Consider the following 12,739-nt stretch of genomic DNA (forward strand, 5'->3'; position numbering starts at 1 on the left):
AAAAGAACATGCAGAAGATTGGTTGCTTTATCCCAAAAACATCCGTAAATACATGAGTCTAGACGAAACCTCTTTATCAAATGGTGAACTCTAAACAATTCTAACAAACAAAGACGCTTATGGTAAAAAAGGGAGTATAGTAGGTATTGTAAAAGGAACCAAGGCTAAAGATGTAATCAATATACTTCAAAAAATATCTGCAGAAAGACGAAATATAGTAAAAGAAGTTACTCTTGACATGGCTAGTAGCATGAACTTAATCGCTAAAAAATGTTTCCCTAAAACTGAAATAGTTACCGATAGATTTCATGTCCAAAAACTAGCCTCAGAAGCGTTACAAGAAGAGCGTATTCGATTACGTTGGTAAATTATAGAACTGGAAAATAAAACTATTGAACAAACTCGAAAAAATGGAAAGATATACAAACCTGAACTCCTTAGCAATGGAGACACTCATAAGCAATTATTAGCCAGAAGTAGGTATCTGTTATTCAAATCAAAAAATAAATGGACAGATAGACAAGTAGAAATGGTTGAAATTCTATTTAAATTATACCCAACCATTGAAAAAGCATACAACTTAGCACAAGGATTGAACTATATCTTTGAAAATAATACAGATAAAAATGTTGCTAGATTAACATTAGCACATTGGTACGATAAAGTTAAAAAATCTCAATTCAAATAATTTAACACCATCGCTAGATCCATAAAACTCTCTTACATCCCCATATTGAACTATTTTAATAACAGAAGCACTAAGGCATCGGCTGAGTCTTATAATGCCAAAATCAAGGAGTTCAGAGCACAATTTAGAGGCGTAAGAGATGTCAAATTCTTCTTATATAGATTGACTAAATTATTTGCTTAATTCCATCCCCTCCCCTAAAATTATAATTGATCCTTAATCATACTATGCTAATTGCAAAGCCAATGATATAGGCCCCAATAAATGGTTTTGTGATGTGCTCAACAGAATTCCAGAGCATAAAGCGAATAAGTCAGATGAGCTTCTACCTCAAAATTGGAGACTAAATCAAGAAGACTGACATTCAGGTGAACGCACGCTTAAAATGAATTTGTAGAAGTAAGTCTTCCAAATTTAAATACTTATGCTCAAAAAGTATTTGATAGCTCACCACTAAACATAGTATTAGAACAAGCTGCGTCTGGCAAAGATTGGGAGTAGGCAAAGGCCATGTTCCGTAATTTTCATTTGTACTTTTAAAAAAAATTAGCAACTAAAAATCCTTTCATTAAAAAGACTTTTAGATTAAAAAAGTTTATTTTTCGCTTTGTTGTTGCTCCTTATAAATGGATAAAAAAAGGGGTCAAAAAAGACTAAAACTCTTTACAAACAGGCTATATAATTTAATGTTTGGACGATTTAAAAAAGTAAAAAGATAATGATTTTAGGATAGCTGTGTTTTGTGAAAAAAATAAATTATTGATGTTTAAAACCTTAACTTTAATTCCGGAAATAATTTTAAGCATAATTTTAAAACTTAAATCAATCAGCGTTTAGCATCAATACTTCAGGGTGAAATTGAGAATAAAGAAAATTTATTTGATAATAAAGTCTTAAATTTTGAAAATTATCAATAAACAAAATCTGCAAAACATTATGAATTTAGGCTTGTAGATTTAAGATAATTGTATGGACTTGTAGATTTAATTGTTTTTGTTTGTCAGTTGAATATACATAGGAATTTTTTAACTATTGTTTTACAATTTTCCTCTTAAAAAAACTAAATTTACATTTTTAATTTAATCAATAAAAATGACTAAAACCGTTGGTGTGATTGGAGCTGGGATAGGAGGTCTTGCATTATCAATTCGACTAGCAAATCAAGGATTTAAAGTAACCATTTTTGAAAAAAATAGTTACCCTGGAGGTAAATTGAGTGAACTTAATATAAATGGATTTCGGTTTGACAAAGGTCCATCATTATTTACTATGCCCGCGCTAATAGATGAATTGACTAATTTGCAAGGAAGCTCGCATAAATTTGAATACCAGAAATTAAAAGTCATCACTAACTATTTTTATGCGGATGGAACGCAACTAAAAGCATCTGCTAATTTAGAAGAATTTGCAACGGAAGTACATTTAAAATTAGATGAAAATAAACAAACTGTTTTAAAACACATAAAGCGCAACGCTTTTTATTTTAAAACTACCGAAGATTTGTTTTTGAGACAATCACTACATCAGCTGAAAAATTTCATTAATCTGAAGACAGCAAAAGGTGTATTATTTTCCCCGTTCTTGGGTTTATGGAGTACTATGCATAAAAAAAACGAAAAAACTTTTTCGAATCCAAAAACGGTACAATTGTTTAATCGATTTGCAACCTATAACGGTTCTAATCCTTATAAAGCACCTGCCTTAATGAATATGATTTCGCATTTAGAATTTAATCTTGGTGCTTACTTACCTAAAAAAGGGATGCATCAAATTACTACACATTTGGTCAAACTAGCAGAAGAAGCTAATGTGGAAATTAAATATAATTCAGCTGTTGAAACCTTAAATATTGAATCTAACAATAGGATTGCCTCCATTAAAAGTAATGGTGTCAGCTATCCTTTTGATATTGTGGCAAGCGATATAGATATTCATGCACTCTACAACTATTTATTACCAAAATCTTTTATCCCTAAAAAGCTACTTCAACAAGAAAAATCTAGTAGTGCTTATGTTTTTTATTGGGGGATAAACAAAGAATTTTCAGTATTAGGACTGCATAATATATTGTTCAGTGATGATTATAAAAAGGAATTTGATTATTTGTTTTCCAAACAATTTCCAACAGAAGACCCTACCATTTATATCAATATTACTTCGAAATATTGCAAAGAAGATGCACCAGAGGGTTGCGAAAACTGGTTTGTAATGGTAAATGTGCCACACAATAAAAGCGAGAGTATACATTATGCAGCAGCTATTAGAAAGAATGTTGTTGATAAAATCAATACAATGTTGAAAACAGATATCGAAAAATATATTATTAACGAAAGTACTTTAAGTCCAATTGATATAGAAAACCAAACATCTTCTTTTGGCGGATCACTATATGGTAACTCTAGCAACAATAAATTTGCTGCATTTTTACGACATGCTAATTTTTCGTCAAGTATTAAAAATTTGTTTCTTGTAGGAGGAAGCGTGCATCCAGGAGGAGGTATCCCGCTTTGCCTTTTTAGTGCAAAAATAGCCAGTCAACTTATAGTAGAACAAGAAATGAAATGAAAAAACATACAAATCATATTTTTTATATTTCTTAATTCTAGTCTATATTTCTGGTTCGATTGGGTTTGTATTCAATCCTTCTTTATTTAGTCCTTTTACACCTTATACATTATTACTTACTTGTTTCGTTTTTTTAATTCATAGTCCGTTAGCCGACAAAAAATTTATATTTGCGTTTTTTTCTATTGCAATTTTGGGTTTTATTATTGAAGTAGTTGGGGTAAAAACAGGATTCATTTTTGGAAAATATTCGTACGGTAGCGGTTTAGGTTGTAAATTTCTTAACGTTCCTTTGGTCATTTCGATCAATTGGGCAGTGCTTATTTGTGCTGGAATCATAGTAGTAAGTCGTATCTTTGCAAACAAAATAACTGTTTTGTTTTTGGCTGCCGTGCTCGTAACGCTCATTGATGTAGTAATTGAGCGAGTGGCACCTAAACTTGATTTTTGGCAATTTAAAGGTGGACTACCTGATTTACAGAATTATTTGAGTTGGATTGGCGTTGCTTTTTTTACGTCTTACTTTTTTTACCCTACAATTATAAAAGGTGATCGAACTGTGTCTTTAATAATATTGATTTTACAAATTATATTCTTCACCTTTTTATGGATATTTATTTAATATGGAAATAATAATTAATTTTAGCATAGTTTTAGTCACTTTTATACTAACAGAATTTTCTGCTTGGGCAAATCACAAATACGTAATGCATGGTTTTATGTGGCATTTTCATGCTGATCATCACAAAAAAGACCATAAAAGTTGGTTTGAACGAAATGATTTATTTTTTATGATTTATGCGGTGCCAAGTTGGTTACTCATTATGGTAGGAATGATGAACCAATATGCCTGGTACACATGGGTGGGTTTTGGTATTTTATCTTATGGTATAGCTTATTTTTTTGTACATGATTTGATAATTCATCAACGCTTCAAAGTATTTACTAAAACAAAAAATGTATATGTTTTAGCGTTGCGTCGTGCGCACAAAATGCATCACAAAAATACTGGGAAAGAAGGTGGAGAAAGTTTTGGAATGTTAATTATAAAGAAAAAATACATTCAAGCTGCTTTAAAACAGTCTAAAACTTTGTATACCTAATACATTATAGGTTTGGGAAATATCATACTCCTTAGTTTAAAGTTTTGCGCTTAAGCTTCTATTTGTCGTATAAATTATTCATTGGCTTTACATAAAATTAAATTATCAAATGGAATATACAAGTGCTGTCAATTGCTCGATTTGTAAAAAAACCGAAAGTTCTTATTATATGTCAACAAATGCATTAATGCATGAGCCCAATAATGAGCTTTATGTTTTTAATGTTTGTAATAATTGCGAAACAGTATTTCTAACAAATTCGGTATTGCCTGAAAGATTAGAGGAGTACTACACCGAAAACTATTTACCCTACAGAGGTTCTTTAGCATGGGGAAAGTATTTTTCTTTTGTAAATAACAGTCAAAAAAAGTTAGATTTAGCGCGCGTTAATTTTGTGAAAAAACATCTTAAAAAAAACGAGCCTAATCTTAGTGTTTTAGATGTAGGATGCGGTGATCCGAGTTTTTTAGAACTTTTGCAACAAAACTTAAAAGTAAATTGCACTGGAATTGATTTTTCAGATTCGGGTTGGAAAGGTAAAAACTATCCTAACTTAGAACTCAAAAAAGTTTCTATTGAAGATTATGATTCTAAGACAGAATTTGATATCATCACGCTATGGCATTATTTAGAGCACGACTACAACCCCCACCAAACTATTGAAACACTCTACAATTGCCTAAAACAGGGAGGGAAAATAATTATTGAAGTACCTGATTATAAAAGCGTGAGTGCAAAAATTCAAAAATCATATTGGCAAGGATGGCATAGTCCAAGGCACATGTCTTTATTAACGAATAAAGGTTTTGCGCTTTTGTTTCAAAAAGATAAATGGGAAATTAAAAAACATTTGCGATTTGGAACCCTTGATGCCTTTACGCTATGGTGGCTTGGTAGAATGGAAAAAAAAGGGATACAATGGTCGGGTAATATGTCTAATCATTTTTGGATGCTCGTTCTTTTAAAAGTAGTTACATCCCCTATTTTTGTATTTGAAAAATTATTTCCGTTGGGCGTACAAATTTTAGTGGTTGAAAAAAAATAATCTAATTTAAAATCACAAATCTATTCAAAATATAACACAAACTCATGAGCCAAATAACCACTTGTACTTTTTTCAAATTAGAAACTTTTTCCAACAAACTTTGGGCGTTTTCGCAAATGCAATTAGGACACGCTCATTTCAAAAATATTGAAGGATTAGTTTTCTACAAATTATTGGGCTCAGGCGCTGAAAATGGTTTTAGTTCAAAACCAAACTTTGGTACTTATGCATTACTATGTATTTGGGTATCAGAAATAGATGCAAATAATTTTTTTAAAAAAAATTCATTTTTTAACAACTATAAATCTAGAAGCTCCGAAACATTCACCGTGTTTGCAAATGCAGCAGAAGCGCACGGAAAGTGGGACGGAAAGCAACCTTTTATTTCTTCTGCCTCTTTGGCTTTAGATAAGCCAGTTATGGTTTTAACACGGGCCAGTATTCGGTTTTCAAAATTGATTTCTTTTTGGAGAAAAGTTGGTGATGTAAGTAAAAGTTTAGAGGGCTACGATGGGTTAGCGCTATCTATTGGTGTTGGCGAATGGCCTTTAATACAGCAAGCTACATTAAGCATATGGAAAACCCAAGCCGAAATGATGGACTATGCCTATAAAAATGAAAAACACAAAGAGGTCGTTCGTCTTACTAGAAAACTAAAATGGTATAAAGAAGAGATGTTTGCAAGATTTATTCCCTATAAGTTTGTAGGCCAGTGGAATGGTAAAAATATTGAAAATTTTTTAGATATCTAATCCTATTTTTTTCAACACCATGATTACAGTAATCAATAGTTTTTAAACAATCGCTATTTTCGTAAACTCTTTTATTGTCTATATAGGTTCACTGAAAAAGTTTTAAAGAACAGTACTAAAATTTTTTTTTTTTCAAAATAGAGTGTAGAAAAGCCACGTGAATGTTTTGTATTTATCAATATCCATTGGGAGTGGTAACTTCTTTATTAAACTATAAAATATAGCCCTGTTCCTGGACGATTGTATCGTTTGGGATTAAGCTGCTTATGTTGGTGAAGTTTTTCATTTATCAATTAGAAAATCCTTTGAAACTTTTGTAAATTGTACAAAAGCTAATAGATATATTAGGGATCAAAAACAAGTATTAAGTTCACTTTAAGCTAGTAATGTGGTTAAAAAAAAGTGTTGTATTCGTTATTTAAAGAGGCACGATGGTTCTATTAGAATTGGTACAAACGATCAAGATACTCAAGGTTTTATAAGCTCGGAGTATCTTGATTTTAGTATTCTTTATTTAGATTATTTTAGTTTCTTAAGTCGTGTAAAGCCAATACGGGAATATGTGCATTATTTCCTAATGCTTTCACCATTGGGTCTGAAAAAATACTTTCAAAGAAATGATGTTTTTTGTTGATAAAAGCAATCATCTCACTCTCTCTACTTTGTGTAAAACAGTGAACACCTTTTTGTAAGTCTAAGTTGAAGAGTATGTGATGTGTATAGTTTGTATCTTTTAAAATTTGATTAAGCAACTCCTTTTTTTCCTCCTGTTTCTTATTCAACTCTTTATCTGATTGAATGTGCAATATTCGGATTGGTGCCTTCGTCAATTTTGAAATCTCTATTAAAGTAGTCAATTCGCTTTCTTTATAATGCGTTTTGTAGCTTGTAGGAAATACTATCTCGTTTGGCTTTTTAAAAACGATATTATTAGGAATAGTCAAAACTGGGCAATTTCTAACTTTTTCCATGACATTTACTGCATTTCTGCCTAGAATTATGTTTTCGTTATCTGTTTCGCCGTGAGTTCCCATAATTATTAATTTAATGTCTTCTTTTTCTACAATTTTTTTGAGGACTTCATTTAAAGATCCAAATTCATTCAAAAAACAGAATGAATGATCATTTTCATTCGAATGAACATGAGACATTAACTGTTCCATATTTTCTTCGGCGCGCAGTTTTACTTCATTCAATTTTTTATCAGTTGGCTCAAGACTCAATAAATTACTCTTTTCATATCCAGGAAGATAGTAAGAATGCAGAATAAAGAATTCGCAAGATTCTTCTTTATAAAGTTCAATGGCATAATTTATTGCATTGTATGCGTTTTTTGAGAAGTCAGTTGGTAATAATATCTTTTTTTTCATAATATGTGTATACGTTATTCTGATAAAAATAGGGAATTAAATTCCTTAAAACTATGATATATGTTAGTCGATACTTGGTAAAACCAATAATGGAGTTCTAATTTGATATGCTATTTCTTTAACTACCTGCTCTCTAAATAAAGTACTAATAAAACTTTGTTCGTAATAACAGATAGCCAATATGTCTAATTGTTCTTCATAAACATGTTCCATGATTGTTTCTGCTTTACTATGATCTTCGGGAAGCCAATTAAGATCAAAATCTTCGTTTTTTGAAATTTCTAATAAACTATGAAGGTTTGCTAGTTGTTTATCATTTAATTTTTCATCTTCATTGACATGAATTATTGTGGTTTTTGCATTAAATAATTTAGGAATCTCTTTTAATGGGATGAGCTGTTTTTTAGAGTATGTGCGCTTAAAGCCTGAAGCAAATCCTATTTTTTTAGGTTCTGTGTAATCTAGTTGATCAGGAATTATTAAAAGCGGTACTTCCTTTATTGTTTGAATTGCCTTAAAACTATTGCTTCCAATAAATATTCTTTCTGTCGCAGTTTTTCCTTTGCTTCCCATTACTACAAAATCTACATTTTCTGATGCAATAATTTTATTAATAGCGCTCGTTAGCAAAAGCGAGGTGCAAATTATCTTGAAAGTATGTTTTGTAGTTTCTAAATCACTTGTAAGTTTGTGTTGTACAGCTAAACATTCTGCTTCCGAAGCTTTTAATAATTCATTAATTAATTCTTCGGATTTACCTATATATACTGCACTTGTAAGTTTAGAGACTTGAGCTTCAAAAGAATTGAAGATAATAAAACGAGACGGCTCCTCTTCAAATAATTTGGCAGCATAAAATAAGGCGCAATAAGCGTTTTTTGAAAAGTCGGTTGGTACAAGTATAGTTTTCATATTTCAGCGTTGGTATTTTATTGATTTATTTGATTTTCTGACGGTATTACTAGGAATGGAATGTTGGTATGATAAACCATTTGATTCACAACAGGTTTAAAAAATAAATTTTCAAAGAAATTATGTTCGTTATGTACCATTATTAAGAAGTTAATTTTGTACGTTTTTTTAAAAGTTACAATAGCTTCCATAAGGTCTTGATTTTCGGTATTATGAAATAAATGTGCAGTATCTTTAAAGAAATCATCTAAAAAAGTTTCCGTTTGTTCTTGTTTTACCTTTAAAGGAATGTCTTGAGAAACATTTAAAACATGTAATCTAGAATTATTTTTTTCACAGAGCTCTTTTATCAACGATAGATACTGGTTCGCTTTATGAATCTCATAATCTGTAGGAAATAAAATTTCGCTTGGTTTCTCATATTTAAATCCGGAAGGAATAGCAATTACTGGGCATTTTAGATTTTTAATAGTTTGCATTGTATTGCTGCCAATAAATATTTCTTTAGCGCCCGTGGCTCCTTTGGTTCCCATGATTACAAAGTCTATCTCTTTTTTTTTGACGACTTCAACCATCTCTGATGTTAAGGTATTGAAAGAAACCGTTGTAATAAAAGTATGATTTGTATTGTTAAATTCGGTTTTTAAACGATCGTCAATCTCCTTAAGTTTTCGCTCTGCTGTTTCTTTTGTGATGTCTTGTAAATCAAATGAAGAATAATTATCTACCATACTACCAGCGCTAATACTGACAGGAGTATAGGTGTGAAGAATGTAAAATTTGCATTTAGTATCTTTATATAGTTGAACGGCATAGGATATTGCATTGTATGCGTTTTCTGAAAAATCGGTGGGTAATAATATACGTTTCATAGTAGTGCGTTTTAGAATTAGCGATTTATAATTTTATCTGCAAGCCTATCTGCTTTGCTCCTTATAAATTTTATATGTAAAAGCATTCATTATCGTAAATTTAATGATGTCACACTTTAAAAAATTCATTGAATACTTACTAACATTTATGAAGGTATCAGAAAATCTCTTGGAATTAAAGTTCTACTCATTCCGAAATATTTTTAAGTACATTTCAAATTTAACAAATAATGAACAGTACTAAAATGACGCAGGTCAGTACTCTTATGTGTAATTTAAAATTAGTGCCATTTTTAAATAAAAACTTTAATTCAATAGACATTTATTCTTACAGAAGATGAAATAGATTCTAGTTTTACCACAAAACAAAATATTTTTTCGGCCGTAGTTAAAGTCAAAATAAGGGTTTATTAGAAATTGTTAGCGCTATTTTACTGGAATTATGAATGTTATATATAAAGTGTAAAATAAAGATTGATGTGGTTGTGAATAAAAAATTACTTAAATAATAATTAATAAAAGAGACTCACGTACAGTTTTACTGAAAGGAGTTTAAACAGAATGAAAAGAAAGATGCGCTAAGATTGAAACTGATAATTGCTAAATGATCTCTACGAGATTCCTTTGGGGATCAATAACTCTTATTATGGACTTAATAAGGCTTTGCCTGTTTGAATCGAATTTTATAAAACAAAAAGGTATTATAAATCGTTTCGTTTTTTTAGATATTCTAAAATAAAACGAACTTGCTATGTAGTTACTGACAACAAAATAGCTACATAATGACAAACAGCCGCCGAGAGGACGAAAAAGTGCCAAACAGCGTGATTATAAGGATATTTCTGCCATAAATAAAAGATAACACCTACGAGATAAAGAGCACATCCAATTAAAATCATAGTAAGGATATTACCGGGAATACTCTCAAAGAAAGTTCGTCCGCCAACAACCATAATACAGCCCATTGCGATGTAAATTAATGTTGAAAAAACTTTCCATTTTCCTATAAAAAAAATCTTAAAAATGATTCCCACTGCCGTTAGACCCCACAAAACCGATAGCAGCGTAATACCAAAAGAATTGTGCATGTACATCAATAAAAAAGGAGTGTAGGTTCCTGCTATTAAGAAATAAATACTGATGTGATCAAGAATTTCAAGTATGCGTTTTGTTTGTGCATGTTGAAACCCATGATAGAGTGTGGAAAAAGTAAAAAGTTGTAAAAAACAGAATCCATAAATAGCAGCGCCAATAATGCCAGCATTGTTATCACTTCTAATGGCAAATGCTATTAAAATAGGAATGCTTACAATACCAAAAATAATTCCAAAACCATGTACGATACTGTTTACCAGTTCTTTCTTTATTTGTGTACTTGAATTCTTAGTTTGCATAAAAGTGAGATGTTACAGCTTATTAGTCTGATTTTTTTTTGTAAAATTACTCAAATCTCTACCAACTATAAGTTCTATAGGCCATATAATTTACAATTTCATTTCTTTTCATTCTCTTTTTAAAGTTTTCATGTTACAATAACCTCAAAGAAAGTTGTAGTTGCCATGTTATTAATGCCTGTTTTTTTTAGCATAGTAAAATAATGCACACAAATTATTGTTCGAAATGTTTCTTAACAAAAGCTTCTTGCTGATTATCTGTCATTTTATCTGCGGATTTAACTTCAATTTTTATATCCTTAAAATGTAAGTCGGTATTCAAGTAATTGTGTAGTTCTGTTTTTGCATTTGTTGGACCAAATAAAAGTACATTATCAAATTTTAAAATAGCATCTGCAATGTTTTTATAATAAGCTTCATGCATTTGTTGTCTTTTATGATGCATACCGTTTTCACTTCTACTCAAGGCCTCTTCTTTTGTGTCAAAAGTAAATTCGGATAGTATCTGACTGTGCTTATTAGAATTTAAATCAATTAAATTTGCGGTGGAATGGTCCATCCAAATACCTAAGTTTTTTTGTGTTTTCATTTATTGTTTATTTTAATGGAGTGTTTTTTTATTTTAATGATCCTTTCTGCGTCCAATAATTGTTTCTATAGAAGCTGTGAGTTTGTCAATTGCGCCAGATACGGCAAGTTCAACAGTATCTTCTTGACATGAAACGGCTATCGGCTGTTTGCCCTCAAGTCTGGTTTCTAGCAAACATCGCTTACTGTTAAGTCCTTCTTTTTTTCCTTTTTCATCAGATAGGTGAACTTCAATTCTTGAAATATATGATTCGAAATTTTCTAGCCCATCTGCTATCAAAGAGTTAAAATAAAGCTGATCTTTTTCATTTCCAGTAATCGTTTTGTCGGTATTAAATTGAATTTTCATTTTTTATTGGTTTAATTATTTTTTAAAAAAGTATATTCTTTAAAATATTTTTTTGGTTAATTATGTATGTTATTCACGTTCATGCGTTTTCGCATATTTATTTACAATCTCTTCTAAAGACTGATAATAATCCGTCAAGTTTTTGATATTGATGTCATCCTCTTCAGAATTGTTTACGGGTATTTCAAGAATATGTTTAGATAATTCGGGAATTCGTTTTGAATTTTAGCTGTGAGACTTATTATTTGCTGTTCTAGTTCTATTTTAGTTTTCATACGCTTTCTATTAAAATTGTGTTTATTAAAATATAAATTGTTTTGTTTCTTTGAATCTTATCACCAATTACAATCAACTTTTTTTGAGTTATAATAATTCAGTAGCTGTTTATGCAATTACTAACCATTCTTAAAACTATCAATCATAAGCTCAATATCTACTTTTAGAGTTTCTTTACTACTATTTTGACTATTGAATTGCTTAATTTTCATTAGTATTAGTTATTCTCAATAAAATTCAAGATACATCTATTTGGCACCTCCTAAAATGACTTAGGTCAGGGTTTATCAATTAATTAAAAATCAAATCAGTTTATTAATGGCTTATGCTATTTTAAATGTCGTAAATTGTAAAATAAAATATTAATCGTGAGTGACCTCCAAGATATAGACCTTTTTAAAAGCATCTTTCAATCCTCTTTGGAAGGTATTATAGTAGTGGATTTAGATGGAATTATTATTAAATCCAATTCAGCCAGTGAAAAACTTTTTGGTTATAAGGCAGGAAAACTTTTAAATCAAAAAGTTGAATGTCTTATTCCTAATAAATTTAAAAAAAATTACGAATCGCATAGAGAAAAATACAAGGTAAAACCAATTGAACTGCATCTTGGGCAAGACTTAGAGTTGTGGGGATTAAAAAAAGGTGGCTCTAAATTCCCGTTAGAAATAAATTTAAATCCAACTAAAATAGAAGGTAAACTATTTGTAATCGCTTTTGTAACGGATACTACTTCGCAAAAAAAAACAGCAAAAAACTAAAAGTCAGCCAAGAACAACTAAAAACGTATTCTGAAGAATTAGAGGAGAAAGTAATTACTAGAAC

The 12,739-nt window shown here is 30.3% G+C and carries 13 protein-coding genes and 3 pseudogenes (1 of these 16 only partly in view); 10 read left to right on the top strand and 6 right to left on the bottom strand.

All coding sequences use genetic code 11. The features are described from left to right. From BST83_RS20975 to BST83_RS19025, 9 genes and pseudogenes are all read left to right on the top strand, one after another. On the top strand, positions 1–94 hold the end of the coding sequence (locus BST83_RS20975; protein ID WP_240614879.1) for a hypothetical protein. It extends 98 nt beyond the left edge of the window; 94 of the gene's 192 nt are visible here — the last part of the coding sequence; its start codon lies off the left edge, out of view; its stop codon occupies positions 92–94. Positions 95–181: 87 nt separating this feature from the next. Then, positions 182–871 (top strand): annotated as a pseudogene (locus BST83_RS20205) (ISAon1 family transposase). Between the two features lie 61 nt (positions 872–932). Further along, a pseudogene (locus tag BST83_RS19000) lies at positions 933–1,049 on the top strand (transposase domain-containing protein); the annotation flags it as partial. Between the two features lie 68 nt (positions 1,050–1,117). Beyond that, positions 1,118–1,189 (top strand): annotated as a pseudogene (locus BST83_RS21745) (hypothetical protein); the annotation flags it as partial. Between the two features lie 591 nt (positions 1,190–1,780). Further along, positions 1,781–3,253 (top strand): 1-hydroxycarotenoid 3,4-desaturase CrtD, encoded by a 1,473-nt coding sequence (gene crtD, locus BST83_RS19005; RefSeq protein ID WP_104811276.1) that lies wholly within the window; start codon positions 1,781–1,783, stop codon positions 3,251–3,253. A gap of 58 nt (positions 3,254–3,311) precedes the next feature. Continuing rightward, the gene (locus tag BST83_RS19010) at positions 3,312–3,875 is read left to right on the top strand and encodes a carotenoid biosynthesis protein (RefSeq protein WP_302849512.1); all 564 of its coding nucleotides are present in this window, start codon (positions 3,312–3,314) and stop codon (positions 3,873–3,875) included. 1 nt (position 3,876) lies between these two features. Beyond that, positions 3,877–4,356 carry a sterol desaturase family protein gene (locus tag BST83_RS19015; RefSeq protein ID WP_170062835.1) on the top strand — a complete coding sequence of 160 codons (480 nt, stop codon included), beginning with the start codon at positions 3,877–3,879 and terminating at the stop codon, positions 4,354–4,356. Between the two features lie 169 nt (positions 4,357–4,525). Further along, the gene (locus BST83_RS19020; protein WP_170062836.1) at positions 4,526–5,401 is read left to right on the top strand and encodes a class I SAM-dependent methyltransferase; all 876 of its coding nucleotides are present in this window, start codon (positions 4,526–4,528) and stop codon (positions 5,399–5,401) included. 44 nt (positions 5,402–5,445) lie between these two features. Next, positions 5,446–6,153, top strand: a complete 708-nt coding sequence (locus tag BST83_RS19025) for a hypothetical protein (protein ID WP_104811279.1) — start codon at positions 5,446–5,448, stop codon at positions 6,151–6,153. A gap of 524 nt (positions 6,154–6,677) precedes the next feature. Here the strand turns inward: BST83_RS19025 and BST83_RS19030 are convergent. The 6 genes from BST83_RS19030 to BST83_RS19055 all read right to left on the bottom strand — a co-directional run bounded on the left by BST83_RS19030 (position 6,678) and on the right by BST83_RS19055 (position 11,638). Beyond that, complete coding sequence (locus BST83_RS19030; protein ID WP_104811280.1) at positions 6,678–7,523, bottom strand: universal stress protein; 846 nt, start codon at positions 7,521–7,523, stop codon at positions 6,678–6,680. A gap of 63 nt (positions 7,524–7,586) precedes the next feature. After that, on the bottom strand, positions 7,587–8,435 hold the full coding sequence (locus BST83_RS19035; RefSeq protein WP_104811281.1) for a universal stress protein: 849 nt from the start codon (positions 8,433–8,435) through the stop codon (positions 7,587–7,589). 17 nt (positions 8,436–8,452) lie between these two features. Continuing rightward, complete coding sequence (locus tag BST83_RS19040; protein ID WP_104811282.1) at positions 8,453–9,307, bottom strand: universal stress protein; 855 nt, start codon at positions 9,305–9,307, stop codon at positions 8,453–8,455. A 749-nt stretch (positions 9,308–10,056) separates the two neighbouring features. Continuing rightward, the gene (gene trhA / locus BST83_RS19045) at positions 10,057–10,701 is read right to left on the bottom strand and encodes a PAQR family membrane homeostasis protein TrhA (protein ID WP_104811283.1); all 645 of its coding nucleotides are present in this window, start codon (positions 10,699–10,701) and stop codon (positions 10,057–10,059) included. A gap of 214 nt (positions 10,702–10,915) precedes the next feature. Further along, positions 10,916–11,290 carry a hypothetical protein gene (locus BST83_RS19050; RefSeq protein ID WP_104811284.1) on the bottom strand — a complete coding sequence of 125 codons (375 nt, stop codon included), beginning with the start codon at positions 11,288–11,290 and terminating at the stop codon, positions 10,916–10,918. 33 nt (positions 11,291–11,323) lie between these two features. After that, positions 11,324–11,638, bottom strand: a complete 315-nt coding sequence (locus tag BST83_RS19055) for an HPF/RaiA family ribosome-associated protein (protein ID WP_104811285.1) — start codon at positions 11,636–11,638, stop codon at positions 11,324–11,326. A gap of 644 nt (positions 11,639–12,282) precedes the next feature. On the opposite strand from BST83_RS19055, the gene BST83_RS19060 reads away from it, so the two are divergent. After that, the gene (locus BST83_RS19060) at positions 12,283–12,675 is read left to right on the top strand and encodes a PAS domain S-box protein (protein ID WP_170062837.1); all 393 of its coding nucleotides are present in this window, start codon (positions 12,283–12,285) and stop codon (positions 12,673–12,675) included. Positions 12,676–12,739: the final 64 nt, after the last annotated feature.

Source organism: Polaribacter filamentus, assembly GCF_002943715.1.
Lineage (GTDB): Bacteria > Bacteroidota > Bacteroidia > Flavobacteriales > Flavobacteriaceae > Polaribacter > Polaribacter filamentus.

Excerpts from the sequence above, each read along its gene's own strand:
- crtD (WP_104811276.1), top strand. The coding sequence starts at position 1,781 with ATGACTAAAACCGTTGGTGTGATTGGAGCTGGGATAGGAGGTCTTGCA.
- BST83_RS19015 (WP_170062835.1), top strand. The coding sequence starts at position 3,877 with ATGGAAATAATAATTAATTTTAGCATAGTTTTAGTCACTTTTATACTA.
- BST83_RS19020 (WP_170062836.1), top strand. The coding sequence starts at position 4,526 with ATGTCAACAAATGCATTAATGCATGAGCCCAATAATGAGCTTTATGTT.
- BST83_RS19025 (WP_104811279.1), top strand. The coding sequence starts at position 5,446 with ATGAGCCAAATAACCACTTGTACTTTTTTCAAATTAGAAACTTTTTCC.
- BST83_RS19030 (WP_104811280.1), bottom strand. The coding sequence starts at position 7,523 with ATGAAAAAAAAGATATTATTACCAACTGACTTCTCAAAAAACGCATAC.
- BST83_RS19035 (WP_104811281.1), bottom strand. The coding sequence starts at position 8,435 with ATGAAAACTATACTTGTACCAACCGACTTTTCAAAAAACGCTTATTGC.
- BST83_RS19040 (WP_104811282.1), bottom strand. The coding sequence starts at position 9,307 with ATGAAACGTATATTATTACCCACCGATTTTTCAGAAAACGCATACAAT.
- trhA (WP_104811283.1), bottom strand. The coding sequence starts at position 10,701 with ATGCAAACTAAGAATTCAAGTACACAAATAAAGAAAGAACTGGTAAAC.
- BST83_RS19050 (WP_104811284.1), bottom strand. The coding sequence starts at position 11,290 with ATGAAAACACAAAAAAACTTAGGTATTTGGATGGACCATTCCACCGCA.
- BST83_RS19055 (WP_104811285.1), bottom strand. The coding sequence starts at position 11,638 with ATGAAAATTCAATTTAATACCGACAAAACGATTACTGGAAATGAAAAA.